The following is a 25967-nucleotide window of genomic DNA, read 5'->3' as shown; positions in this document are numbered from 1 at the left end:
TGGACCGGGAGAAAGAAGGTCGCCCGGTTCCCATGTCGTCCCCCGCCATCATCCATAGCCATGACGGCATGCCCGGCATCAGCCGGCGCGCGCTGAAGCAGGGATGGGCCTATCGCGCGGCGGACGGCAGCCGCATCACCGACCGGGACGAGATCGACCGGCTGAACGCGATCGCCATGCCGCCCGCCTATCGCGACTGCTGGTTCTGCCCTTCGCCCCACGGCCATATCCAGGCGACCGGCTATGACGAGCGGGGGCGCAAGCAATATCGCTATCACCCCGATTTCCGGGCCGCGCGCGAGGCGGAGAAATATGCCGGCTGCCCCGCCTTCGGCCGCGCCCTGCCGCAGCTGCGGGCGCAGATGGAGGAGGATCTGTCGCGGCGCGGCCTGCGCAAGGCGCGGACGACCGCGGCGGTGGTGCGGCTGCTGGACCTCGCCAAGCTACGGGTCGGCAACGAACATTATGCCACCACCAACAAGAGCTTCGGCGCGACCACGCTGCGGCGGCGGCATGTCGACCTGAATGGCCGCAGCCTCACCCTGCGCTACCGCGCCAAGTCCGGCAAGGAACAGCAATTGAGCATCACCGACAGCCGCCTGCTGCGATTCGTGCGGGCGGTGCAGGATCTGCCGGGCCAGCATCTGTTCCAATATCTGGACGAGGATGGCGAGGCGCATCCGATCAGTTCGAGCGACGTCAACGCCTATATCGCGCAGGCCATGGGCGGCGACTTCACCGCCAAGCATTTCCGCACCTGGGGCGCATCGACCATCGCCTTCGAGACGCTGGCGGCGGGCCATGTCTCGCTCAAGGAGATGATCGAGCCGGTCGCGGCGGCGCTGGGCAACACGCCGGCGATCAGCCGCAAATCCTATATCCACCCCGCCCTGATCGACCTGTGCAAGGACGGACAGGATGAATGGCGGCAGGGGCTTCGCCTGCCGCGCCGGACGCGCTATCTGTCGCGTCACGAACGCGGGCTGATCGCGTTCCTCGACGATCTGGCCAACGCGCCCCCGCTGGCAGCGGCAGCCTGATCGAGCCCACGGACCATCAATCAAGGATCAGCATGGCCAACAAGAACGACCCCGGCATCGACATCAGTGTGCGTGCGCCCAACCTCACGGAAATGTGGCATTCGACCATCGCCTGGTTCCAGCTTCATTATATCCAGATCCTGATCGCCATCGGCGCGGCCACGATCATCTATCTGGCGCTCGCGACGCTGCGCCGGATCGGCACCAAGCATCGTGGCCGGCGTGGCGACCCGCTGGGCCTTGGCAATGTGCTGAGCCGCGCGGCGGCGCGCACGACGCAATATTTCATGATCATGGTCGCGGCCCGGCTGGTCGTGGTGTTCGCCGACGCGCCCACGTCGCTGGACAAGACCGTCACCTTCTTCTTCACCATCGCCGTGGTGGTGCAGGCCGCGATCTGGGCACGGGAGATCATCCTGGGCCTGATCGAGCGCAAGACGCTGGCCGAGGATGGCCAGGGCGAGACGTTGGCCAATGCCATGGGCCTGATCCGCATCCTGGTGACATTTGCCCTGTTCGCGATCGCCGCGATCGTCGTGCTCGACAATCTGGGCGTCAACGTGACCGGCCTGGTCGCGGGTCTGGGTATCGGCGGCATCGCGATCGGCCTTGCCGCGCAGGGCATCTTCTCCGATCTGTTCGCGGCGCTGTCGATCATCTTCGACAAGCCGTTCCGCCAGGGCGAGATCATCACCTATGACCAGACCACGGCGCGGGTCGAGAAGATCGGCCTGAAATCCACCCGGCTGCGGGCGATGAGCGGCGAGAAGAAGGTGATTTCCAACGCGAACCTGCTGCAGAAGGAAATCACCAGCCTGCAGACGCTGATCCAGCGCCGCGTCACCTATGCCATCGGCATCATCTACCAGACGTCGGAGGAACAGGCCGAGGCGATCCCCACCATATTGAAGGAGATCGTCGAGGCGGAAGGCATGATCTTCGTCAATGCCGGGATCATAGCCTTTGGTGCCAGCAGCCTGGACTATCAGCTCAATTTCGATGTGCCCGATCCCGACCATCATGACTATTTCCAGATGCGCCATCGCATCGGCCTGGCCATCTGGAAGCGGTTCAATGCCGAGGGCATCGAGTTCGCCTATCCGACGCAGACCAGCTTCACCGCAGCCCCCGACGGCAAGGCGATCATGCCCTATGCCGAGGTGCAGCCGGTGCGCCGCGTCGACGGATAGAACGAAACACCTCGCTTCACCGCAGGACGGATTCGGCTGGTCCCCTTTCCGCTTGCCGGCGGGGACCAGCCGCGCCCTTACCCATCCATCACCAATGACTGATATGGATTTGCCATGAAAATGAACCAGATGGCGGCCCTTGGCCTGCTGATCGCTGCCCCCCTTATGGCGCCTGCAGCCCATGCCGAGGGACTGGGCGCCGAAGTCAATTATGGCCGCGCCGACGGCCATTGGGGCACCGAGATCGGCGCCGGCTATGCGCTCGACATGGCGGGCTTCAGCCTGACGCCGGGCGGCGGCGTCTATCTGCGCGATGGCGATACCAAGCTCTATGGCCGGGTCGAGGCGGCCTATACGATCCCGATGTCGGTCTCGATCGGTGCGGGCGTGCGCTTCAGCGGCGACAATACCCGCCCCTATGCGACGCTGGCGATGCCGCTGATCCCCAAGCTGCGCGCCAAGGCCAATGTCGGCCCGAAATATTATAGCGTCGGCCTGACGCTGGGTTACTGAGCCGAGACAATCTGTCGCGATCGGCGGGCCTGGCAGGGTCACGCCGACGCGACAGCCCCGAAGTTCACAGTGTCGTCGAGCAAAATGGGCCGTTTGCACCGGATATGCACCACCCACGCCCCTGTCACGCGACGCCGGCGCGACACCTGGGTCACAGTTGCCTGTCGATCGGGTCACGACCAGGCGACGATGACGCGCCATCGAGGCGACACTTGGGTCACGCCTCCCATGGGCGACGGGCGATGACGCGGATTGCATCGCCGAGGATAGACCAGAGAATGGCCGAGTAGGAAAGCGGTGGCCGGTTGGGGGCCTGCTTCAGGCGGCCTGCCCCCTCCATCATCCTGCGGATGGCCCCTCCCCGCACGCGGGGAGGAATGGTTTCAGCCCTGGCCCCAGAGGGTGCCGGGGTGGAGCAGGCCATCGCGCAGCGGCAGGGCACCGTCGCGATCCTTCGCCAGCAACAGCGCGCCGTCGAGATCGATCCAGTCGGCACCCTGTGCCACCAAGGCGGCAGGCGCGATGCCGAGCGAGGTGCCGAGCATGCAGCCGACCATGATGCGAAAGCCGCGCGCGCGTGCTGCCTGCGCCAATGCCAGCGCTTCAGTCAGACCACCGGCCTTGTCGAGCTTGATATTCACCGCGTCGAAATCGCCCAGCCGGTCGAGATCGGCGCGGGTGTGGCAGCTTTCGTCGGCGCAGAGCGGCAACGGCGCGCGCAGACTGGCCAGCCTGTCCTCCCGCCCGTGCAGGATCGGCTGTTCCACCATTTCCACGCCCAGTTCGGCGAGCGCCGCCGCCTCCGCCACGATGTCGCGGTCATGCCAGCTTTCATTGGCGTCGACGATCAGCCGGACGCCGGGCGCACCGGCGCGCACGGCGGCAATACGGGCATGATCGCCCTCCCCCGTCAGCTTGCATTTGAGCAGGCCAAAGCCGCGCGCGACGGCAGCGCGGGCATCGGCCTCCATCCGCTCCGGCTCGCCCAGGCTGATGGTGAAGGCGGTGGGCAACGGCGTCGGTGCGGCAAGGCCGGCCAGTTGCCAGACCGGGACGCCGGCCCGTTTCGCCTCCAGATCCCACAGCGCGCAGTCGAGCGCGTTGCGCGCGGCGCCGCGCGGCATCGCCTGCAACAGCGCTTCGCGATCGAGCGGCCCGGCATAGGCGTTGATCGCCGCCGCACAGCCCTGTGCGGTCTCCCCCTCATAATAGATGGCCGTGCCCTCGCCCCGCCCGACATGATCGCCGTCGCCCACGGTGCAGACGACGACATCCACCTCCGTCTTGGCGCCGCGGCTGATGATGAAGGCGCCCGCCACCGGCCAGCGTTCGACCGTCGCGGAAATTATACGGGTCATCGGCGTTTCCTGCGTCATGATTTGACCAATTGGATGGGCGTCATATGCGTGAAACAGGACTGCTGGCATAGTCCCCGCCTTTGCGACAGGAGCGTATTTCCCCGTGACTTCCCGTGAATTGACCGGCTTCCTCTCGCTGCATGAATCCGCCCCCGTGACCGATGACCTGTCCCGCCGCACCTCCGACATGGCATGGCGCCTGGCCTTTGGCGCGATCGGCTGGCCCTGGCTGCTGGCCAGCCTGTCGGGCGGGCGCAAGGCGGACAAGCGCGCGCTGCTGGACGAACTCAAACTGCCCCATGATGCGCTGCCCCATCTGGGAAGCTGGAAGGCCGATGTCGGCTTCCTGCGCCATATCGTGCGCGAGATTGCGCGGCTGCGGCCGGCGCATGTCGTCGAACTGGGCGCGGGCGCATCCTCGCTGATCGCGGCGCGGGCGCTGCAATTGCATGGTGGCGGACAGCTGCACAGTTTCGACCAGCATGGCGGCTTTGTCGACGCGACCCGGCAATGGCTGGCCGACCATGCGCTGGACGTGGATATCCGCCATGCGCCGCTGACGCACGAAAGCGCCGACTGGCCGGGCCGCTGGTATGCGATCGACCGGCTGCCCGAGCAGATCGACCTGATCATCATCGATGGCCCGCCCTGGAGCGTGCATCCGCTGGTGCGGGGCGCGGCCGACAGCCTGTTCGCGCGCCTATCCCCCCATGGCGTGGTGCTGCTGGACGATGCCGCGCGGCCGGGCGAACGGCTGGTCGCGCGCCGCTGGCGCAAGCGCTGGCCGCATATCGATTTCCGCCTGATGCATGACGGCACCAAGGGGACGCTGGTCGGCCGGCGCCGCGACATGTCGCAACCGGTGGCCAATGACAATGAGGCCGGGCGCGGCTGGCGCCATGTCGGCCGGGCGGCGGCGATCGCCGCGCTGCTGGCGACGGGGTGGATCGGCCGGGGCGCGCTGGGCGAATTTCCCCAGGCGGCACAGGCCAGCACCTTCCTGGACGAGGCCGCCGCATCGCGCCGCGCCGGCCTGCTGCGCCAGCAGATGGCGTCGCAGGTCGAGAGCGCCAAGCTGGACGATGCCGAAATCCGGCGGTCGACCGGTATCGTGCTGCCGCGCCTGCCGGCCAATTGGCAGGTGCGGGACGTGCAACTGTTCCCGACCGCCGACAGCCCGGCGATCGCGATCGCGCTGACCACCGAAAAGGGCGAGCAATTGTCGCTGTTCGCCGACCGGGCGGAAACGCCGGCGGAAGGGCAGCCGCTGATCGCGGAACGGCGCGACGGCACGGTCGCCTATTGGGAGGCCGGCGACATGGCCTATGCGCTGACCGGCAAGGCGGATACGCCGCGCCTGATGGCGCTGGCCGAACGGATCGCACCGGCGGCCTGAGCGGCGGGATCACGCCCGCCCATTGAGGCGGGCGCGCCGCGCTGCTAACGCCCCGACATGGAGGATGCCACCGCACCCGCGCCGCGCCGCGCCGATCGCCCTGCCCTGTCGAGTCTGGCCATGCTGTGGCGCTTTGCGACGCGCTATCCGGCGCGGATCGCCGGGGCGCTGACCGCGCTGATCGTCTCTTCGGCCGCGACGCTGGCGATCCCAAGTGGCTTTCGCCTGGTGATCGACAAGGGCTTTACCGGCGGGGGCGATATCAGCCGCTGGTTCGAATATCTGTTCCTGCTGGTGGTGATCCTGGCGCTGGCAAGCGCGCTGCGCTTCTATTTCGTGTCCTGGCTGGGCGAACGGGTGGTCGCCGACATTCGCAGCGCGACCCAGGCCAATCTGCTGCGCCAGGCGCCGGCCTTCTTCGAGGAGAACCGGCCGTCGGAGATCGCATCGCGCATGACGGCGGACACCGCGATCATCGACCAGGTGGTGGGATCGACCGTGTCGGTCGCGCTGCGCAACCTGGTCACCGGCATTGGCGGCCTCATCTATCTGTTCATATTGGCGCCCAAGCTGGCGGGGCTGCTGATCCTGGGCATACCGGTGATCGTGCTGACGTTAGTGACGCTGGGCCGGCGAGTGCGCAAATTGTCGCGCGCCAGCCAGGATCGGCTGGCCGAGGTCGGCAGCGTCACCACCGAAGTGCTGGGCGCGATGAAGATCGTCCAGGGCTTTGGCCAGGAAGGACGCGAGGCGGCCCGGTTCGACGCGACCGTCGCGAGCGGCTTTGCCACCGCCCGGCAGCGCATATTGCTCCGCGCGGTGATGACCGCGATCGCCTTTGCGCTGGTGTTCGGGTCGATCACCGGGGTGCTGTGGCTGGGCGCGATCGACGTCGCGGCCGGGCGGCTGTCGGGTGGCAGCATCGCCGCCTTCGTGCTGACCGGCGGGCTGGTGGCCGGCGCGTTCGGATCCTTGTCGGAAAGCTGGGGCGACCTGTTGCGCGGCGCCGGGGCGGCGAGCCGGCTTGACGAGCTGATGGTGGCCGAGCCGGCGATCGCCGCGCCAGCGGCGCCGGTCGCGATCCCCACGCTGCCGCAAGGCGCGCGGCTGCGCTTCGACAATGTCCATTTCCATTATCCCACCCGCCCCGACCAGGCAGCGCTGAACGGCGTCACGATCGACATTGCGCCGGGCGAGACGGTGGCTGTCGTCGGCCCTTCGGGGGCGGGCAAGTCAACGCTGATCCAACTGGCGCTGCGCTTCTATGATCCCGACCAGGGCGAAGTGCGGCTGAACGATGTGCCACTGCCGGCCGCCGATCCAGCCGCGCTGCGCGCCACGATGGCGATGGTGCCGCAGGACAGCGTGATCTTCGCCGCCTCCGCCCGCGACAATCTGCGCTACGGCAAATGGGATGCGAGCGACGAGGAAATATGGGCAGCGGCGCGGGCGGCCAATGCCGAAGCCTTTCTGCGCGCGCTGCCCCAGGGGCTGGACAGCCATCTGGGCGAAGGCGGCGCACGGCTGTCAGGCGGACAGCGCCAGCGTGTGTCGATCGCCCGCGCGCTGCTGCGCGATGCGCCGATCCTGCTGCTGGACGAGGCGACGTCGGCGCTCGACGCGGAATCCGAGCAGCTGGTCAAGGATGCGCTCGACCGGCTGATGCAGGGGCGCACGACGATCGTCATCGCCCATCGGCTGGCGACCGTGCGGGCCGCCGACCGGATCATCGTGCTGGATCGGGGACGGATCGTGGAACAGGGCGACCATGCGACGCTGGTGGCGCTGGGCGGCCTTTATGCGCGACTGGCCAGTCTGCAATTCCAGGACCAGCTGAACGGCTGAACCGCCGTCCCGCCGGACGCGCGGTCAGCGACCCGCGAGGCAGCGCTGGACGATATAATCGAAGATGGCGGGATGGAGCGGGCGCTCGAAGGTGCAGCCCGATTCATGCGCGCGCACCCATTGGACGCGGGCGCGGCGCCCCTCGAAACCCGGCAGCATGATCCACAATTCGCTGCCGACGGTGAGCTTCATGAAACTGTGCAGGCGAAAGCCGGTAAGCGACATGTCGGCGATATTGCTGGTGAACCAGGTTTCACCCGTACGCCGCACCTTGACGCTGATCACAACGTCGCGCCGTTCGGCAAGCCGGCCCCTGCGTTCCAATTCGGTCAGTCGTTCAGCGCCCATGGTCCACATCCACCCATTCCCCTTCAGCATCGCGCAGGAAGGTAAGGGAAATGTTAAGCGGGAGACGGACGGGCACAAAAAAGGGGCTGCCGAAGCAGCCCCTGGTCTGTGGTCCGATTGATCGTCCGACGGGTCGGAGACGGGAAGTCTGAGACCGACGGGCCCCGGACGATCAGGGATCAGAACGAGCTATACTGCTCGTTGCCGACGAAACCCAGCTTGGTCACGCCCGCGCGCTTGATCTCCGCCAGCACCTCGTCAACGACGACGTAGCGGGTCTGCGCGTTCGGCTGGAACTGCAGTTCCGGCTCGACGGGCAGACGCAGCGACTGCTGCAGATACTGACGCAGGGTCAGCAGGTCGATCGGCGCGCCGTTCCAGCTGATCACACCGCCGGCATCGATCGCGACCTTGTTCTTGACAGGGTCGACCACATTGTCGCTCGGAGGCGCGCTCTGCGGCAGATCGATCTTAACCGCGTGGGTCTGGATCGGAATGGTGATGATGAACATGATGAGGAGAACGAGCATGACGTCGATCAACGGCGTCGTGTTCATTTCCACCATCGGCTCACCATCATCGGAGCCCATGCTCATGGCCATAACGAATTCTCCTTATGCGGCCGATCAGAGGCGGGTCGTCGTCGAACCGGGTTCCGGTTCGGAGATGAAGCCCACCTTCGGGAAACCGGCGCGCTGCATCGTGTAGATGGTGCCGCCGATGCAACGATAGGGGGTATTGATGTCGCCGCGGATATGCACTTCGGGCAGATCCTCGGGCGTCAGATTTTCAACACCACCAGCCTTCTTGATGTCCGCTTCCAGCTTGGCGACGGCGCGATCGAGCAGTTCGTCGGAGCTGACCTTGGTCAGGTTCCAGTAAACCGCACAGCTGCCGTCGGGCGCCGAGGTGACCGACAAGGAAACATTTTCGGGTTTCGTCGTGGTCGGCTCGAACGCCACCTTGGGAAGTTGCAGATCGACCGTCTGGACGACGACCGGGACCGCGATGAGAAAGATGATGAGCAACACCAGCATGACGTCGACGAGCGGCGTCGTGTTGATGTCGGACATCGGCTTGTCGTCACCGCCGTCGGAGCCAACACTCATTGCCATTGATACAATCCTAACCTTGGTGTCGTAGGTGCCCCGTTAACCGGGGCCCCTGTCCGGCAGGGGCCGGGTGGTCGCAGCCGCCACCCGGCGCCCGAACCGGCGTCTTAAGGCGATTAGGCCTTGGTCGGCGCAGCAGCCGGCTTGGCAGCAGCAGCGGCCGGAGCGGCAGCAACGGTCGGCTTCACGGCGCCGTCCGAAACCAGGTAGGCCAGCAGGTCGACGGTGAAGCCGTTCAGCTGTTCCGAGATCGCCTTGTTGCGGCGCTGCAGGAAGTTGTAGGCCAGAACGGCGGGAACGGCCACGGCCAGACCCAGCGCGGTCATGATCAGAGCTTCACCGACCGGGCCGGCAACGGCGTCGATCGAGGCCTGACCGGCAGCACCGATCTTGATCAGAGCGCGGTAGATGCCGATAACGGTACCGAACAGACCGATGAACGGCGAGGTCGAACCGACGGTGGCGAGGAACGCCAGGCCGCCACCGAGCGACGAGTTGATCGCGGCTTCCGAGCGAGCCAGCGAGCCGTGCAGCCAGTCATGTGCTTCGACCGGATCCTTCAGCTTGCCATGCTCTTCCTGAGCCTTGATGCCGTCATCGACGATCTGCTTGTAGGCCGAGTTCTTTTCGAGCTTGGCCGAAGCTTCCTTCAGCGAAGCGGCGCGCCAGAAGGTCGCACGGATCTTCTTGCCCTGGCTGATCACCTTCTGCTGTTCGATCAGCTTGGTGAACAGGATGTAGAAAGTGCCGACCGACATGGCGCACAGGATGATGAAGACGGTCCAGGCAATGGTGCCGCCCTGCTCCAGGGCTTCCATCAGGCCGTACGGGTTTTCCGGCTTGGGCGCCGCGGCTGCGAGATACATCAACATGTTCAAGACTTCCCTCTCAAAAGGATCGTGAAAGGGGAGAGCGGCGCCGGGCGCCTGCCCTCCCGTTTAAATTACTGCGGGATCCGCCACTGAATGCGGTTCGCGTAGGTCGACGGGATCTTGTTACCCTGGTCATCTTCCGCGGGGCTAAAGCGCGCGCGGCGGGAAACCAGCTTACAAGTTGCGTCGTCCAGTTCAGGCGAGCCACTCGACTGCGTAACGGTGCAGCTCGTGACACGGCCATCGGCGCCCACTTCAAGACGGAAACCAGTGGTCCCCTGCTTTTCTTCACGCAGAGCGCGCGAAGGATAGTCTTCCGTGGTTGCCCAGGAACCCGGATTGCCACGCGGCGACACGCCCTTTGCAGCCTGCTTTGCAGCGGGCGGCGGCGGCGGGGCCGGCGGCGGTGCGGGCACCGGAACCTCATTGAACACCGGCGGCGGCGTCCGAACCGTCTGGATCGGCGGCGCTGGGGCCGGGGTCTGGACGATCGGCGGCGGCGCGACGACCGGCGGAGGCTCAATCGGCTTGTCCGGCGGCGGCGGCGGCGGCTCCTCGTCAGGTGGCGGGGGCTCCTCCTTCACGTCGATCACGTTCAGCTGTTCCGCCGCCTTTTTGACATATTTCATGCCAAGACCGGTGACGAAGGCATAGCCGAGAACAGCGTGAATCAGGGCGACGATGACGATCGATATCGTGCGACTCGATCCTTGCGAGTGGTCAGCATAGGCCATTCGGCAACGACACTCCTTAACTCATCTTACCAGTGGGTTGTACAAATCAGCCAAAAACGGGCCGAGCTGCCCGGGGGTATCCCCGACCACCTTTGGCCCTTATCCGTCCATTTGCTACCGTGCGAACTCCTATCGCGGCGCATCGTGGCACGCAAACGCTTTATCGAACTACCGGCTTGCGTTTACCATTACACACCGGAATGACTTGCCTGTGACATCCCTGCCACGGGCTGATAGCATAGGACGAAGATGCAGAAGAAATCCACCACGGCCATGAAGACGCTCGCCTCGTTGTGCCTCATTTCGGCCTCATATACCGCCGTTTTCCCGGCATTTTCTCAGACAAATTCGATGACAGCGCAATCATCGACGGTTGCCGCCGGATTGACCTATGCCGACATTGCCGACCTTTCCGATGCGGCACCGCTGGTTGCCAACGTGCGCATTAGCAACATCGTCCCATTGAAGCCCGAACAGGCTCCGGACGTCCCGGCAGGCTATCGCAGGGTCTATGTCGAGGCCGAAGTGACCGCACTGATTCGCGGCGAAGGGGGCATAAGCCCGACCGTCGGCTATCTTTATGACGCCCGCCTCGATTCGAAGGGCAAGATGCCCAAGCTGAAAAAGGCGCAGGTGCTGCTGTTTGCCCGTCCGGGCGGGCGGCCGGGCCAGATTCAACTGATTGCGCGCGATGCGCAGATCGCCGCCACCCCTGCTGAAGTAGAACGGGTGAAGACCGTTCTGTCGGCACTGGTTGCGCCGGACGCACCGCCGCGAATCATTGGCCTGGGCGACGCTTTCCATGTGGCAGGCACGATCGCCGGCGAGGGCGAGACGCAGATTTTCCTGCGCACCGAAAATGGCGACCCGGTATCGCTGTCGATCATCCGCCGCCCCGGACAACAGCCCAGCTGGGCCGTGGCGCTGGGCGAAATCGTCGACGAAGCCGCCCGCGCCCCTGCCCCCGGCAGCCTGCTCTGGTATCGGTTGAGCTGCAGCCTGCCGGCCACTCTTCCGGCCCGGTCGGTCCGCACCCTGGCAGTGCAGGACGCCGAAGCCGCCCGCGCCGATTACCAGTTCGTCCTGAACGCACTCGGTCGCTGCGCACGCAATCGAAAGCCGAGCTGACCCCCTACGCACTTATCTTTCAATCGGGCGCCGCTGTGCTTTTCCTTGGACAGCGGCGCTCGGGCCGCTATCAGCGCGGCTCTTACAGTGCGAAGGACCAGGAAACGCCATGACCAATCTCCACCGCCATGCCCCGCTGCGCGTCGCGCTCGTTGGCCTCGGAACGGTGGGTGGCGGCGTCATTCGCCTGCTCAACACCAATGGCGACCTGATTGCCCGCCGCGCCGGCTGCCCGGTGCAGGTGGTCGCCATCTCCGCGCGCGACCGCAACAAGGATCGCGGCGTCGACCTGTCGCCCTATGAATGGGTCGACGACATGACGACGCTGGCGACCCGCGACGATATCGACGTGGTGGTCGAACTGATCGGCGGCGCCGACGGCCCGGCCCTCACCCTCGCCCGCCAGTGCCTGGCCGCCGGCAAGCCGTTCGTCACCGCCAACAAGGCGATGCTGGCCCATCATGGCCTGGACCTTGCCAGCCGCGCCGAGAAGGCCGGCGTGGCGCTCAAATATGAAGCGGCGGTCGCCGGCGGCATCCCGGTCATCAAGGGCATGCGCGAAGGCGCGGCCGCCAACGAGATCAGCCGCGTCTATGGCATCCTCAACGGCACCTGCAATTACATCCTGACCACCATGGAGAAGGAAGGCCGGGGCTTTGACGAGGTGCTGAAGGAAGCCCAGGAGCTGGGCTATGCCGAGGCCGATCCGAGCTTCGACATTGACGGCGTCGATGCCGCGCACAAGCTGACCATCCTCGCCAGCCTCGCCTTTGGCACCGAACTGGACTTCGACCATGTCGCCACCACCGGCATCCGCCATGTGATCGCCGCCGACATTGCCGAGGCGGCGGCCCTGGGCTTCCGTATCCGCCTGGTCGGCATGGCGGAGAATGGGCCAGAAGGCCTGTTCCAGCGCGTCCATCCGATGCTGGTGCCGCTCGACCATCCGCTTGCCCATGTCGACGGTTCGCTCAATGCCGTCGTGGCCGAGGGTAATTTCGTCGGTCGTCTCTTCTTCCAGGGGCGTGGCGCGGGCGACGGCCCGACCGCATCGGCGGTGGTCGCCGACCTGATCGACGTGGCGCGGGACGAATATGGCGATGCGCTCGCGATGCCGGTCGCCGCCCTGACCCCGCAGCAGCCGGCAGACGCCGGCCAGCGGATCGGCCGCGCCTATCTGCGCTTCAAGGTGCAGGATCGTCCCGGCGTGCTGGCCGAGATTGCCGCCGCGACCCGCGATGCCGGCGTCTCGATCGAGAGCATGATCCAGCGCGGCGCCAACCAGGCCGATGGCGTGCTCGTGGCGATCGTCACCCATGCCGGCGAGGAACGCTGCGTGCGCGAGACGCTGGAGCGGCTGGCCGGCTCCGACAGCCTGCTCGACACGCCGATGGTCATGCATATTCTGGATTGATCGCGCCGGGACCGGTTGGATCAGTGCTGGCCGGCGCCCTTGACCGAAACCGGCAGGGGCGGCGGTGGCGCCATGTCGGCGTCGGGGTCGAACAAATGGGTGATGGCCTTGCCGGCCAGCATGGCAGCGCCCAGGATCGGCACGCCGCCACCGACGCAGCCCGTCCCCTGCCCGCCGACGACGCCACAGGCGCCCTGCCTGGGTGCGGCAGCGGACGCGCGCGGCGTATCGCCGGCAAGCGGGCGCCCCTCGACCGGCTCGCGCGGTAGCGGCAGCCTTTCCTTCGCATTGCGCTCCGCCCGGCTGCCGCAGACGACGATGCCGCCGCCGCTGCGATCGCAGGGGCGCACGACAGCGGTGCGCGCCTGATATTCCTCCATCGTGGTGCGCTGGGCGAGCGGCGCTTCATCCACCGGCACGATCTCCTGCGCGGCTGCCAGCGGCAGGCCGATCAGCAAAAGAGGGAAAGACAAGACCCACCGCATGACGACATCTGAACAGTCGAACATGGCGGGATGATGGCAGCGGCTGGACGCTGCGGAATGCCATATAAGGCAAAGGCGCGTCCATCCGTGGCATCACGACTATGAAAAGCTTTGCGAGCCGGGCAAGTTGGGTCGACAAGCAGAGGCGGACATCCTATCGCCCTGCTCTATCAGTTACAGCAGAGGAGTGGCTATGGTGCAGGCTAGTTCGATTCTCGATCGCGTCTTGGTACTCGAAATGGTGCGCGTCACCGAAGCGGCTGCAATCGCCGCATCCAAGCTGGTCGGTCGGGGCGACGAGAAGGCCGCCGACGCCGCTGCGGTCGAGGCGATGCGCCTGGCCTTCAACGACCTCTACATGGACGGCACCGTCGTGATCGGCGAGGGCGAACGCGACGAGGCGCCGATGCTCTATATCGGCGAGAAGGTCGGCAACGCGATCGGCAAGGGCCCCAAGATCGACATCGCGCTCGATCCGCTGGAAGGCACCACCATCACCGCCAAGGCCGGCCCGAACGCGCTGGCCGTGCTCGCCATTTCGGAAGAAGGCGGCCTGCTCAACGCGCCCGACGTCTATATGGACAAGATCGCCGTCGGTCCGGGCTATCCCGACAATATCATCGACCTCAACAAGTCGGTGAAGGAGAATGTCGAGGCGGTGGCCAAGGCCAAGGGCGTCGATCCGCACGAGATCATCGTCTGCGTGCTGGATCGTCCGCGCCACGAGAAGCTGATCGCCGAACTGCGCGCGATCGGCTGCGGCATCATGCTGATCCCGGACGGCGACGTTGCCGGCGTGATCGCGACCACCAATCCCGAAACCACGATCGACATCTATATGGGTTCGGGCGGCGCGCCCGAGGGCGTGCTGGCCTGTGCCGCGCTGCGCTGCGTGGGTGGCCAGTTCAAGGGCCGCCTGCTGTTCCGCAACGATGACGAGAAGCAGCGCGCCTACAAGTGGGGCATCACCGACCTGGACAAGGTCTATGACCTCAAGGAACTGGCCAAGGGCGACTGCATCTTTGCCGCGACCGGCGTGACCGACGGGTCGCTGCTGGCGGGCGTGAAGCATCTGCCGGGCGACAAGCTGACCACCGAGAGCGTGGTGATGCGCGCCAGCACCGGCACCGTGCGCTGGGTCAAGGGCGAGCATCGCGTGGAGCGCAAGGACGCCTGATCGGGCGGACAGGACGGAAAGACGAAGGGGGCCGAGAGGCCCCCTTTTTCGTGGTCATCGATGCGGGATGATCGCCCCCCGATAATCGCCGGCGATCAGTGGCTGGCGCGGTGGTTGAGATCGTGGCCGAGGGCGAGAATGGCGACGCCAAGCAGCGTATAGGCGCTTTCCTGCCAGCCATGGTCCATGGTCAGCGCGCCGGCCATGATGCCAAGGCCCAGCGAACCGATCGCGGCGGGCATCATGAAACGATGGACCAGCGCGCCATGGCCGAGCGCGATCGCGCCCATCAGGATGGCGAGCGCCAGCCCCGCTTCATGGAAGATCGGACTGTCGAAAATGCCGCCGGCCGATGCCAGCAGGCCCAGCACCACTGCGGTCAGGAAACAATGCGCGACGCACAGGCCCGAAAGCGCCATCGCAAGGCGATCGAGGCGTCCGGATTCCAGGGCGTGACGGAAGCTGAGCAGCATGGTGCGTGCTACATAGTCGAGACCGGCATAAGTTACAACATAACATCACCGATTTTTCCGGCGGGAAAGACGCTCCCGTTCCGCCGGACCGTCAGGCGGCGAAGCGCAGACAGTTGCGGCCGCTGCCCTTGGCGGCATAGAGCGCCTTGTCCGCCGCCTCCATCAGGGTCGCGGCGCTGGCGCTGCCGTCCAGTTCGACAAGGCCAGCGCTGAAGGTGATGGCGATATCCTCGCCATTGCCGAGCGGGAAAGACCGCACCCCGACGCGGGTGCGCAGATGCTCGCAGATGCGCTCGGCCCGTTCCAGATCGACATCGGGCAGCAGCACGGCAAATTCCTCGCCGCCCAGGCGCCCGATGCTGCCGGTGCCACGCAGCGCCTGGCGCAGCCGCTCGACAAAGCCCACCAGCACCCGGTCGCCAGCGGCATGGCCATGGCGGTCATTGACCGACTTAAAATGGTCGATGTCGATCAGCAGCAGGCAGGCCTGTCCGCCGGCCGCGACGCGGGCGATCTGGTCGTCCAGCTTTTCCTGCAATGCGCGGCGGCTGTCGGCACCGGTCAGGGCATCCTGCGCCGCGGCCTGGTGCAGCGCTCGCTGGCGCGCCTTGTGGCGGGAAATGTCGCGCACCGTGCTGATGACCCCGATCGCCCGCCCCTGCTCGTCCAGCACGGCGCGGACCAGCATCTCGTACCAGTCGAAATCATTGTCCGGCCGGTTGGGGCGAAATTCGACCGCATGCGCCTCCCCCGGATGGGCGAGCGCGCGGCGATGGGTGACGATTGCGAAGGGCCGATATTCCGGGTCGATCAGGTCGACGGCCGGCTGGCCCAGCAGTCGGTCTGCATCGATGCCGATCTGGTCGACGGCCGAAGGCGAGACATATTGGATGATGCCGTCGATGCTGAGATTGACCACGCCGTCGCCGCTATGTTCGGCAAAGGCGCGATAGCGCGCCTCGCTGTCGCGCAGCATGCGGATCAGGCGGCGACGGCTGTTGAGTTCGGCCGCCACGGGGACGGACAGCAGGAAGCTGAGCGCGAGATAGAATTGGAAGAACTGGATGCGTTCGGGAATGCTGGCCGCGACCAGACGGAGCGGTCCATGGCCGGTCATGGTCGCCGTGCCGCCGATCAGGGCGAGGATGACGATCGCCGCCGCCGACCCTGCATAGCCGGTGCGGAAGGCGATCAGCACCAGCGGCAGGAGCGAGGCGAACAGCATGGGATAATCGACGCGATAGAAGATCCACCAGGCGCACAGGGCAAAGGCGGACAGCAGGCCGAACGCCTCCAGCCGCTCGATCGGCCGGGCCTGGCGCGCCCAGCGGCTCACCTCGCCCTGCAGCAGGATCAGCAGCAGCGGCGTGCAGATGAGGCCGCCCAGCACATGGCCGCTATACCATTGCAGCCAGATATGGGGAAAATCACCACCCAGCAAAATGGAGACCACCAGCCCGGCACCGATAGCGGCAAGCACATTGGCGACGCCCGCCAGCGCGAAGATGAAGATGGACAATTCGCGCATCGATGCGGCGATCTGTCGCCCGACGCCAAGCCGGCGGCAGATATAGGCGACCACCAGCGCCTCCCCGACATTGAGGATAGCCATCGGCGCCGCCGCCAATGCGCCAATGCCGAGCAGCGCCGTCGCCATCGTGCTGGCGACCATGCAGGAGAGGATGAGGCGCGGCCAGGCGCGCATACGCGCGGTCATCATTTCCGCCATCAGCAGGGCATTGGCGCCCCAGATGAAGGCCAAACCACCTTCGAATCGCGAGGTCAGCAAAGCAAGCGACGCGACCGCGAAGTAAAGCAGGCCGGTAAATACCGACATTTTCAGGGAAATATGGCGAAGGGCGGGCCGCGTCATGTTCCCATCCGGGTTAAGCGGACAATGTTAATATATATTCCTATGCCGCCGACTATTTCACAGCGAATAGATGAAAACAGGCCCCGGTGACCATCATCGGGGCCTGTTTTTACAATATTACAAGTCTATTCAACTGGATGCGTCAGCCAACAGCGCATCGGTCGGAGCCGAAATCGACGGATTGCGATCCTTGATCGTGGCCCGTGCCTGACGCACGCCCGCGCCATAGTCGGGATGAACCTGATCGAAGAGCTTGCACTGGCGTTCCTCGATCTCATCCGGGATATCGCCCATGGCGGCGGCGATATTGGCGAAGAGACGCGCCTTCTGCGCATCGTCGAACAGGTTGAACAGCGCGCGCGGCTGGCCGAAATCATCATTGCCTTCGCGATGATTATAGCGGTCGGCATCGCCCGAAATCTTCAGCGGCGGCTCCATGAAGCGCTGATCCTCGACCGGGCCGCCAAAGCTGTTGGGCTCATAATAGGCGGCCGGGTTCGGATTGTTCGGGAAGAAGCGCATCGCCCCGTCCTTATGATAATGATGCACCGGGCATTTGGGGGCGTTGACCGGCAGCGCCTCATAATGGGTGCCGATCCGATGCCGGTGCGCGTCGGCATAGGAGAAGATGCGCGCCTGGAGCATCTTGTCGGGCGAGAAGCCGATGCCCGGCACGATGTTGGACGGCGAGAAGGCTGCCTGCTCGATCTCCGCGAAATAATTGTCGGCGTTGCGGTTCAGCTCCAGCACGCCGACGTCGACGGGCGGATAATCGGCATGCGGCCAGACCTTGGTGAGGTCGAACGGATTATAGGGCGTCTTGTCCGCATCCAGTTCCGGCATGATCTGGACCTGCATCTTCCATTTGGGGAAGTCGCCCTTCTCGATCGCCTCGAACAGATCCTCCTGCGTGGATTCGCGGGTGCGGCCGACGACATCCGCCGCTTCCTCGTTGGTCCAGTGGCGATGGCCCTGCATCGTCTTGAAGTGGAACTTCACCCAGAAGCGCTCGCCGGCGTCGTTGATGAAGCTGAAAGTGTGGCTGCCATAGCCGTTGATGTGGCGCACATCGGTCGGCAGGCCGCGATCCGACATCAGGATCGTCACCTGGTGCAGCGATTCCGGCGACAACGACCAGAAGTCCCACATCGCCGTGGGCGAGCGCAAATTGGTGCGCGGATGGCGCTTCTGCGTGTGGATGAAATCAGGGAATTTCAGCGGATCGCGCACGAAGAAGACCGGCGTGTTGTTGCCGACCAGATCCCAATTGCCTTCGGGCGTATAGAATTTCATCGCAAAGCCGCGCACGTCGCGCTCGGCATCGGCCGCGCCCAATTCGCCGGCCACGGTTGAGAAGCGCAGGATCATCGGCGTCTGCGCACCCGGCTGGAGCGCCTTCGCCTTGGTATATTTGGAAATATCGCCAGTGATCGTCAGCGTGCCATAGGCGCCCCAGCCCTTGGCATGGACGACACGTTCGGGGATGCGTTCGCGATTCTGGTGCGCCAGCTTTTCGAGCAGCTGATAATCCTGGAGCAGCAGCGGCCCGCGCGGGCCTGCGCTCAGGCTGTTCTGGTTATCGGCAATCGGCGCACCCGCGCTCGTCGTCATCACTGGCTTATCGACCATATCGTCCTCCTCAACTTTGGATGAGAACAGGCTAAGGCCCCGCGAAGTTTCAGAAAAACTGATTAAATCGGATTGGGTGATCGATTTTTACGGTCAATCTGAAGATCGCCCGAGTCAGGCGGTCAGCGCCCGATCGCGCAGGCGGTGCCATGCCGACAGTCGCGCATCGCGCGGCTGCGGCAGCATTGCCGGATCAAATCGAGTCGTCTTCCCTGCCATCGTCGCGGCCTCGTCCAGGGAGCGGAACAATCCAGCCCCCAGCCCTGCCAGCATGGCCGCACCCAGCGCCGTGGTTTCCACATCCGCCGGACGGTCCACACTGACATCGAGCATATCAGCGATATCCTGGGCGATCCAGTCATTGACGCTCATGCCGCCATCGATCCGCAGCTGGCGCCAGGGCGCGCCGTCAGCGGCGAAGGCGGTGGCGAGATCGGACAATTGGTGCGAAAGGGATTCGAGCGCGGCGCGGACGATGTGCGCGCGGGTCGATCCCTGGGTGAGGCCGGCGATGACGCCGTTCACATCGGGCCGCCAGTGCGGCGCACCCAGCCCCGCCAGCGCCGGCAGCATCAGCACGCCGCCGCTGTCGGGCACGGAGCGAGCCAGTGCCTCCGTCTCCGCCGCCGATCCGATCAGGCCGAGCTGATCGCGCAGCCATTTGATGAGATTGCCGGCGATGAAGATCGATCCTTCGAGCGCATAGATGCGTTGGCCGCCGATCCGGTAGAGCAGGGTGCCGAGCAGGCGATGGCGCGAGGCCGGCATCTGCGCGCCCATATTGGCGAGGATGAAGGCGCCGGTGCCCAGGGTCGCCTTGGCATCGCCGGGCGTCAGGCAGGCCTGACCGATGCTGGCCGCCTGCTGATCGCCGGCCAGTCCGCGGATCGGGATGGCGCCGCCGAACAGCTCTGCCAGCGTGTCGCCAAAGGTGCCGGCATTGTCGACGATTTCGGGCAGCGCCGCGCGGGGCACGCCGAACAGGTCGCACAAGGCCGGATCCCAATCGGTGCCGTCGAGCGCCACCAGCTGGGTGCGGCTGGCATTGCTGGCGTCGCTGACATGCAGGCCAGCGGTCAGTTTCCATACCAGCCAGCTTTCGATCGTGCCGAGCGCCAGCCTATCCCCCGCCTGCGCCACGGCCGGCACATGATCGATCAGCCAGCGCATCTTGCTGGCAGAAAAATAGGGATCGACGACGAGACCGGTGCGCTGTTGCAGCATCGCTTCATGGCCGGCCTCACGCAGCGCCGTGCATTGCGCCGCCGTGCGCCGATCCTGCCAGACGATGGCGGGCGCCAGCGGTTCGCCGGTGCGCCGGTCCCAGGCGACCACAGTCTCGCGCTGGTTGGTGATGCCGATGGCCGCGATCCGGTCGGCGCCACCCGCCCGATCCACCATCTGACGGGTGCAATCGCGCGTGCGGGTCCAGATTTCGGCGGCGTCATGCTCGACCCAGCCGGGCTGTGGATAATATTGGGTCAGTTCCGCCTGCGCCATCGCGATGCGGCAGCCGTCGGGGGCATAGAGCATCGCGCGGGTCGAGGTGGTCCCCTCGTCCAGCACCAGCAGATAGCGGTCGGTCATGCCCTCTCCTCAAGCCAAGCATCGAGCGCGGCCAGTTGCGCGGCGTCGAAGCGCAGGCCCAATTTGGTCCGGCGCCAGAGAATATCCTCACTGGTCTGTGCCCATTCGCGCGCGAGCAGGTAGCAGAGTTCCGCTTCGGTCAGGCCATGGCCGAAATCCCGGCCCAGGTCCGACCAGTCGCGCGCCGCGCCCAGCCAGTCGCGGGCACGGGTGCCATAGGCGCAGCCGATCCGTTCGGCCGTGTCGAGATCGAGAAAGGGGTAGTCGCCGGCCAGCGCGGCGACGAGATCGGCCAGGCCGGTCATCGGGAAATCGCCGCCGGGGAGCGGCGCGTCCGCCGTCCAGTCATCACCCGCCAGCGCAGGCACGAGCGGCTTCAGCAGGGCGATCGCATCGGCCGCGAGATGGCGATAGGTGGTGATCTTGCCGCCATAGATGCTGAGCAGTGGCGGCGCGCCCTCCTCCCGATCAAGATCGAGATGATAGCCGCGCGTCGCCGATTCCGGCCGGGCCGATCCATCGTCGATCAGCGGCCGGACGCCGGCAAAGGCCCAGACGACATCGGCGGGGCTGATCGACCGGGCGAAATAGCGGTTCGCGCCCTCGCACAGATAGGCGATTTCCTCGGCACTGGCCTCGATCGGATCGACGCCATCCTGATGATCGCGGTCGGTGGTGCCGATCAGCGTATAGAGATGCTGATAGGGGATGGCGAAGAAGATGCGGCCGTCGGGCAGCTGGAAGAAATAGGCCATGCCATGGTCGAACAGGCGCGGCACGACGATATGCGATCCGCGCACCAGCCGGATGAGCCGATCGGCGCGGCGATCAGCCCGATCCAGCAGGTCGAGCACGGCGGGACCAGTGGCATTGACCACGACCCGCGCATGGAAGGTCTGCGCCTGCCCGGCCGCATCGCGCGCATGGATGCGCCAATGATCGCCGGCCTGCTCCAGCCGCAGCACCTGCATGCGGGGGCGGATATCCGCGCCATGATCGGCGGCGTCGCGGGCATTGAGGATGACCAGGCGGGCGTCGTCGACCCAGCCGTCCGAATAGACATAGGCAGGGCCGAACCCCGCCCGCAGCGGCGCGCCGGCGACATGCTGGCGCAGGTCGATCGCCTCCGTCGCCAGCAGGGCGCGGCGACCACCAATATGATCGTAGAGGAAGAGGCCGAAGCGCAGCAGCCAGCGCGGGCGCAGCCCCTCGACCCAGGGCAGGACGAAACGCATCGGCTGGATGATGTGCGGCGCGATGCGCCACAGCCTTTCCCGTTCAGCCAGGGATTCGCGGACCAGGCCGAAGGCCCGATGTTCCAGATAGCGCAGCCCGCCATGGATGAGCTTGGTCGAGGCCGAGGAGGTGCCCTGTGCCAGGTCGCCCCGTTCGAGCAGCAACACGCTGGCCCCCCGCCCCGCCGCATCGCGCGCGATGCCGCACCCGTTCACCCCGCCGCCGATCACGGCAAGGTCGTGGATGAAAGGGGCCGTCTCCTGCGTCACGCCGCCGTTCTAGCGGCAAAATGCTGCCCCCGATATTAACGAAGGCAAGATCGTGAAAATTCATCCGGCCAGCCCCATGCGCGATAGCCCATGGTGCCGGCCGGATGTCTGCGAGCCCCCGCGCTCGTCAGAAGGGCGCGCCGTCAGGCGAGGCTGTCGACCACCAGACCGCTATTGCTGCTGCTCGTGGCGCTGCTGGTCGATCCGTAGAGCGACTGGCTGAGGCTGGAGCGGAGATTTTCGAGGAAGGCGATGATCGAATCCAACTGATCGGTGGCGCTGGTCGCGCTCGTCTCGCTGGTCGTGCTGTCGTCATCGCTGCTGTCCTCGACCGGGCGCGGCGGCGGTGGGCCGCGCATGCCCTGCGGCCCCTGCATCCCGTCCATGGCGGCCAGGCCGTCGATGCTCATACTGTCTTCGCCATCGGACGACGCCCCCGCGCCGCCCGGTCCCTGGGCAAAGAGGCTCTGCAACTGCGCCGCCTGATCCTCGGTCAGGGTGCCGGCCGATACCTGATCATCGATCAGGGAATCGATCCGATCCTTCATCGAAGACGGATCGAGCCGTGAACTGCCCGAACTGGCGGAGCTGCTGAGCGCGGAATCGATGGAATCGAGCGCGGTTTCGAGCGCGTCGCCATCCGTCTCCGAGATGGAGCCGGTCTCCACCGCGGCGTCGATGCGATTGGTCATCGACATGCGCGGCGATGGCGGCATGGTCATGTTGTTGTAACTGCTGATAGTCGTCATGCTGGAAGTCCCCACTTCGTTTAGCGGGACCATTCATGCCGAATAAGTCTGAAAAAACATTGTATTTCAATCATGTAATCGATTGAAATAGAGGCGCTACACTGGCCAAGAAAAGGTTAAGGGCGCGCGCCCTCCCGACAATGTCAGGCCTTTTCCAGCGTGCATTGCAGCGGATGCTGGTTTTGCCGGGCGAAATCCATCACCTGGTTCACCTTGGTCTCGGCCACTTCATAGCTGAAGATGCCGCACACGCCGACGCCGCGCTGATGGACGTGCAGCATCACCCGCGTCGCTTCCTCCATGTCCATGCGGAAGAAATGCTGAAGGACATGCACGACGAACTCCATCGGGGTGTAATCGTCATTCAGCATCAGCACCTTGTAGAGCGACGGCTTCTTGGTGCGGGTGCGGGTACGCGTGGCGACGCCGATGTTCGGGTCATTGTCGCCCGTATCGTCCTGATCCGGACCGGCCCTGAAGGGCGCGCCTGCCGATGCGTTGAAGAGATGGTTCATGATGCAGAAGAATATGGCGATTTGTCCTGCCAAGGCAAGGGGGCCGACCGCATGCCATCGCTGCGTAACCACGTTTCCCCGGCGAGAAAAAGGGCGATGCTCCGACCGGAGCACCGCCCTCGTTCGTCATCCCGGCCGGATATCGGCCCGGAAATTCGGCTGTAAAATCAGCCCGCCTCAGGCGGCGAGCGACTTCACCTTGTCGGTGACCAGGGTCACGCGCGCGGTCAGCGGCTGGCTGATGTCGCCGGCCAGCTTCATGAAGGCTTCGCTGCTCTTGGCCGCTTCCTTGGTGAACTCGTCGAAGCTGCTCGACAGGAACTGGCTCTGCAGCTGGAAGAATTCGGTCGGGGTCTTGGCGGTCGAGAAGCTCTTGATCGAGGCAGTCGCCTTCTCGAAGCTCTTGCGGCTGTAGTCGACGGCTTCCTGGCCCAGCGTCTCGAAGCCCTTGGCCGCGATCTTGCCCGATTCCACCAGCGCTTCGACATTGCCCTTGGCGATGTCGCTCAGCTCTTCCATCGCCTTGGTCGACTTTTCGACACCGGCCTTCGCCTTCTCGTTCAGGTCGGCATAGGCCGTTTCCATCTTGGCCTTGGTATCTTCGGCGAACTTCTTACCGGTTTCGAGGATATCGTTCATGATCAATGTTCCTTCCGTGGCAGGCAGCGTCTTCGCTTTGGTCTTCGGGGCGGACACAGGCTCCGGAGCCACTACCGCCTCAACATCTTCAACAATCGGTTCGGGTGCGGCATCCACCGCCGTCGTCGCCGCGACCACCGCCACCGGATCGGCAACGGGTGCCGGTTCCGCAGCAGGGGCTTTAGCAGCAGCAGCGACCGACGCCGGCTTCTTTGCTATCGGCTTGGGCGCGGACGCCTTTGCCGGAGCAGCCTTGGCGACGGGTTTGCGCGGGACAGGCTTTTTGGGCGCGGGCTTTTCACCCAGGGCGGACTCAGCCGCCTTGAGTGCCTCACTGGCAGACAAGGTTGCGGAACCGCTTTTCGCGACCGGCTTGGCACGCGCAGACTTAGGGGTAACGGCCATCGACCATCCTCCGTTTGTTGCACTGCACAATAAGCCTTATCCCAAAGGATTACAAGCCCATTGTGCAGTGCAACAAATCAGACATATTGATGTTTCGGCACTGATCGGCGGCCAATGGGGAATGGCTGAAATCCGCGCCTCTACCGGGCTTTTACGTAACGTCCGGGCGCATCTTCTATTGCCCGAAGCTTGCCGCCGCCCGGCCTGCGCGCGCCGCGGACAGCCACTTCGCGCGAATCGATGCCGCGCAGCCATTCGGCCCAGTCCGGCCACCAGCTGCCCTTGGTCTCGCGCGCAGCCGCAACAAAATCATCCAGCGTCGGCTGCGGCGCGTCAGCGGTCCAATATTGATATTTCTGCGCGACCGGCGGGTTGATGACGCCGGCGATATGGCCCGAGCCTGCCAGCAGGAAGCGCACCGGCCCGGCGAGATGCTCGGTCAGTTTCCACACGCTTTCAAGCGGGGCGATATGATCCTCCCTGCCGGCCTGGACATAGGCCGGGGTGTGGATCTGCGTCAGGTCGATCGGCGTGCCCGCGACGCTGATCGCGCCGGGCACCACCAGCATATTGTCGCGATAGAGCTGGGTCAGATAGTCGCGATGCCAGCGCGCCGGCAGGTTGGTGGTGTCGCCATTCCAGTAGAGCAGGTCGAAGGGCGGATAGTCCATGCCGAGCAGGTAGTTGTTGACGACATAGTTCCAGATGAGGTCGCGCCCGCGCAGCAGGTTGAAGGTCGCCGCCATGTAGCGCCCGTCGAGGAAGCCGCTGGAGGAGAGACGGTCGACCAGTTTCATCTGCTCGTCATCGACGAACAGGGTGAGGTCGCCGGCCGCGCTGAAATCGACCTGCGCCGTGAAGAAGGTCGCGCTCGCCACCTTGTCGGCTTCGCCCCGCGCCGCCAGCAACGCCAGCGTGGCGGCCAGCGTCGTGCCCGCCACACAATAGCCGATGGTGTGGACGCTGGGCACGTTGAGCAGGTCGCGCACCGTGTCGATCGCGTCGACCTGGCCATTGAGGATATAGTCGTCCCAGACCATGTCCTTCATCGAGGCGTCGGCCGATTTCCACGAGACGAGGAAGACGCTGATCCCCTGATCCACCGCCCATTTGACGAAGCTTTTTTCGGGCGAGAGATCGAGAATGTAGAAGCGGTTGATCCAGGGCGGGAAGATGATGAGCGGCGTCGCCAGCACCCTGGGCGTCGAGGGCGCATAATGGATGAGCTGGTAGAGCGGGGTTTCGTGAACCACCTTGCCCGGCGTCGCGGCGATGTTGCGCCCTAGTTCGAACTGGGTGCCGTCGGTATGGGTAAGCTGGCCCTTCTCCATATCGGCCAGCATATGCTGGAGGCCCTTCACCAGATTCTCGCCGCCGCTCTGGATCGTCTTTTCAACGACCGTCGGATTCATCAGCGGAAAGTTGGACGGCGCCATCGCGTCGAGCATGCCGGTGGTGGCAAAGCGCAGCTTGGCCTTCGCCTTGGGATCGACGCCGTCGACCGCATCGGCCAGGTTCATCAGATAATCGGAGATCAGCAAATAGCTTTGCCGGATCAGGTCGTAGAAGGGATGGGTCGTCCAGGCGGGATCGGCAAAGCGCCGGTCCTTGCGCGCAGCCGGGCTGTCGGCCGGCGGCGGATCGGGCTGGTCGCGCAGCAGGCCGCCAGAATCAAGAAAGCGCTGCCATAGCGCCAGCCCTTCATCGGCAAAGCTGGTCTGGATGCGGGCGACGGTCTCGGGATCGAAGGGCAGCACCCGGCCGGTCGCACCCGCCGCCTGTTCCAGCATCAATTGCTGCGCGCGGCCCAGCACCTGGGTCCATTTCTGCATCTCCGCCAGGGTCGGGAGATGGGGCTCCAGGACATCCTGCGTTTCCATGGCCACCTTCCTCCTCCTGGCATTGCCGATATCAGCCGCTTTCACTGGCGCGCCGCAGCCTGGCGGGTTATAGCCAGATTGTGACACGCCGAATGCGTGC

General features: G+C 65.2%; 24 protein-coding genes. 8 read left to right on the top strand and 16 right to left on the bottom strand.

Going from position 1 to position 25967, the window contains the following annotated elements:
- Positions 1 to 32 precede the first annotated feature (32 nt).
- The 3 genes from DIZ22_RS20640 (at position 33) to DIZ22_RS20630 (ending at position 2743) form a co-directional block, all read left to right on the top strand.
- Positions 33 to 1040 (top strand): DNA topoisomerase IB, encoded by a 1008-nt coding sequence (locus tag DIZ22_RS20640; protein ID WP_048936295.1) that lies wholly within the window; start codon positions 33 to 35, stop codon positions 1038 to 1040.
- Between the two features lie 32 nt (positions 1041 to 1072).
- Positions 1073 to 2230 (top strand): mechanosensitive ion channel domain-containing protein, encoded by a 1158-nt coding sequence (locus DIZ22_RS20635; protein WP_048936294.1) that lies wholly within the window; start codon positions 1073 to 1075, stop codon positions 2228 to 2230.
- Between the two features lie 114 nt (positions 2231 to 2344).
- The gene (locus tag DIZ22_RS20630) at positions 2345 to 2743 is read left to right on the top strand and encodes a hypothetical protein (RefSeq protein ID WP_122928700.1); all 399 of its coding nucleotides are present in this window, start codon (positions 2345 to 2347) and stop codon (positions 2741 to 2743) included.
- A 383-nt stretch (positions 2744 to 3126) separates the two neighbouring features.
- Here the strand turns inward: DIZ22_RS20630 and dgcA are convergent, their stop codons facing one another.
- The gene (gene dgcA, locus DIZ22_RS20625) at positions 3127 to 4101 is read right to left on the bottom strand and encodes an N-acetyl-D-Glu racemase DgcA (RefSeq protein ID WP_048936447.1); all 975 of its coding nucleotides are present in this window, start codon (positions 4099 to 4101) and stop codon (positions 3127 to 3129) included.
- 103 nt (positions 4102 to 4204) lie between these two features.
- Between dgcA and DIZ22_RS20620 the strand changes: the two genes are divergently transcribed.
- On the top strand, positions 4205 to 5497 hold the full coding sequence (locus tag DIZ22_RS20620) for a class I SAM-dependent methyltransferase (protein WP_048936293.1): 1293 nt from the start codon (positions 4205 to 4207) through the stop codon (positions 5495 to 5497).
- A 57-nt stretch (positions 5498 to 5554) separates the two neighbouring features.
- Positions 5555 to 7342 (top strand): ABC transporter transmembrane domain-containing protein, encoded by a 1788-nt coding sequence (locus DIZ22_RS20615; RefSeq protein ID WP_048936292.1) that lies wholly within the window; start codon positions 5555 to 5557, stop codon positions 7340 to 7342.
- Positions 7343 to 7366: 24 nt separating this feature from the next.
- Here the strand turns inward: DIZ22_RS20615 and DIZ22_RS20610 are convergent, their stop codons facing one another.
- From DIZ22_RS20610 to DIZ22_RS20590, 5 genes are all read right to left on the bottom strand, one after another.
- Positions 7367 to 7690 (bottom strand): PilZ domain-containing protein, encoded by a 324-nt coding sequence (locus DIZ22_RS20610; RefSeq protein WP_048936446.1) that lies wholly within the window; start codon positions 7688 to 7690, stop codon positions 7367 to 7369.
- A 179-nt stretch (positions 7691 to 7869) separates the two neighbouring features.
- Positions 7870 to 8292 carry a biopolymer transporter ExbD gene (locus DIZ22_RS20605; RefSeq protein ID WP_004209993.1) on the bottom strand — a complete coding sequence of 141 codons (423 nt, stop codon included), beginning with the start codon at positions 8290 to 8292 and terminating at the stop codon, positions 7870 to 7872.
- Positions 8293 to 8316: 24 nt separating this feature from the next.
- The gene (locus tag DIZ22_RS20600) at positions 8317 to 8805 is read right to left on the bottom strand and encodes a biopolymer transporter ExbD (RefSeq protein WP_004209992.1); all 489 of its coding nucleotides are present in this window, start codon (positions 8803 to 8805) and stop codon (positions 8317 to 8319) included.
- Between the two features lie 113 nt (positions 8806 to 8918).
- Positions 8919 to 9674, bottom strand: coding sequence for a MotA/TolQ/ExbB proton channel family protein (locus DIZ22_RS20595; protein WP_004209990.1), 756 nt, complete (start codon positions 9672 to 9674; stop codon positions 8919 to 8921).
- Between the two features lie 71 nt (positions 9675 to 9745).
- On the bottom strand, positions 9746 to 10408 hold the full coding sequence (locus DIZ22_RS20590; protein WP_004209989.1) for an energy transducer TonB: 663 nt from the start codon (positions 10406 to 10408) through the stop codon (positions 9746 to 9748).
- A 249-nt stretch (positions 10409 to 10657) separates the two neighbouring features.
- Between DIZ22_RS20590 and DIZ22_RS20585 the strand changes: the two genes are divergently transcribed.
- Together DIZ22_RS20585 and DIZ22_RS20580 are read left to right on the top strand one after the other, a co-directional pair.
- Entirely contained in the window at positions 10658 to 11536 is an 879-nt protein-coding gene (locus DIZ22_RS20585; RefSeq protein ID WP_048936291.1) for a hypothetical protein, read from the top strand.
- 109 nt (positions 11537 to 11645) lie between these two features.
- Complete coding sequence (locus DIZ22_RS20580) at positions 11646 to 12950, top strand: homoserine dehydrogenase (protein WP_010336871.1); 1305 nt, start codon at positions 11646 to 11648, stop codon at positions 12948 to 12950.
- 20 nt (positions 12951 to 12970) lie between these two features.
- Here DIZ22_RS20580 and DIZ22_RS20575 read toward each other — a convergent pair whose 3' ends face one another.
- Positions 12971 to 13408, bottom strand: a complete 438-nt coding sequence (locus tag DIZ22_RS20575) for a hypothetical protein (protein ID WP_048936290.1) — start codon at positions 13406 to 13408, stop codon at positions 12971 to 12973.
- A gap of 220 nt (positions 13409 to 13628) precedes the next feature.
- Between DIZ22_RS20575 and glpX the strand changes: the two genes are divergently transcribed.
- Positions 13629 to 14612 carry a class II fructose-bisphosphatase gene (gene glpX, locus DIZ22_RS20570; RefSeq protein WP_004209983.1) on the top strand — a complete coding sequence of 328 codons (984 nt, stop codon included), beginning with the start codon at positions 13629 to 13631 and terminating at the stop codon, positions 14610 to 14612.
- A 95-nt stretch (positions 14613 to 14707) separates the two neighbouring features.
- On the opposite strand, the gene DIZ22_RS20565 is transcribed toward glpX, so the two are convergent.
- From DIZ22_RS20565 to phaC, 9 genes are all read right to left on the bottom strand, one after another.
- Entirely contained in the window at positions 14708 to 15085 is a 378-nt protein-coding gene (locus DIZ22_RS20565) for a MerC domain-containing protein (protein ID WP_004209982.1), read from the bottom strand.
- A gap of 91 nt (positions 15086 to 15176) precedes the next feature.
- Complete coding sequence (locus DIZ22_RS20560; RefSeq protein ID WP_048936289.1) at positions 15177 to 16958, bottom strand: sensor domain-containing diguanylate cyclase; 1782 nt, start codon at positions 16956 to 16958, stop codon at positions 15177 to 15179.
- A gap of 129 nt (positions 16959 to 17087) precedes the next feature.
- On the bottom strand, positions 17088 to 18587 hold the full coding sequence (locus tag DIZ22_RS20555) for a catalase (protein ID WP_048936288.1): 1500 nt from the start codon (positions 18585 to 18587) through the stop codon (positions 17088 to 17090).
- A gap of 114 nt (positions 18588 to 18701) precedes the next feature.
- Positions 18702 to 20174: a glycerol kinase gene (locus DIZ22_RS20550; protein ID WP_048936287.1), complete on the bottom strand. Its 1473-nt coding sequence runs from the start codon at positions 20172 to 20174 to the stop codon at positions 18702 to 18704.
- Complete coding sequence (locus DIZ22_RS20545) at positions 20171 to 21679, bottom strand: glycerol-3-phosphate dehydrogenase (protein ID WP_048936286.1); 1509 nt, start codon at positions 21677 to 21679, stop codon at positions 20171 to 20173. The genes DIZ22_RS20550 and DIZ22_RS20545 overlap by 4 nt, the downstream gene beginning before the upstream one ends.
- 143 nt (positions 21680 to 21822) lie before the next feature.
- The gene (locus DIZ22_RS20540; protein ID WP_048936285.1) at positions 21823 to 22428 is read right to left on the bottom strand and encodes a hypothetical protein; all 606 of its coding nucleotides are present in this window, start codon (positions 22426 to 22428) and stop codon (positions 21823 to 21825) included.
- Between the two features lie 143 nt (positions 22429 to 22571).
- The gene (clpS, locus tag DIZ22_RS20535) at positions 22572 to 22943 is read right to left on the bottom strand and encodes an ATP-dependent Clp protease adapter ClpS (RefSeq protein WP_004209974.1); all 372 of its coding nucleotides are present in this window, start codon (positions 22941 to 22943) and stop codon (positions 22572 to 22574) included.
- 177 nt (positions 22944 to 23120) lie between these two features.
- Positions 23121 to 23987 (bottom strand): phasin family protein, encoded by an 867-nt coding sequence (locus DIZ22_RS20530; RefSeq protein ID WP_048936284.1) that lies wholly within the window; start codon positions 23985 to 23987, stop codon positions 23121 to 23123.
- Between the two features lie 140 nt (positions 23988 to 24127).
- A complete protein-coding gene (phaC, locus tag DIZ22_RS20525; RefSeq protein WP_048936283.1) occupies positions 24128 to 25867 on the bottom strand; it encodes a class I poly(R)-hydroxyalkanoic acid synthase in 1740 nt (579 codons plus the stop codon).
- Between the last annotated feature and the right edge of the window lie 100 nt (positions 25868 to 25967).

The organism is Sphingobium sp. LF-16, assembly GCF_003711185.1.
GTDB lineage: Bacteria > Pseudomonadota > Alphaproteobacteria > Sphingomonadales > Sphingomonadaceae > Sphingobium > Sphingobium yanoikuyae_A.
This window is presented reverse-complemented; position numbering and strand designations above follow the sequence as displayed.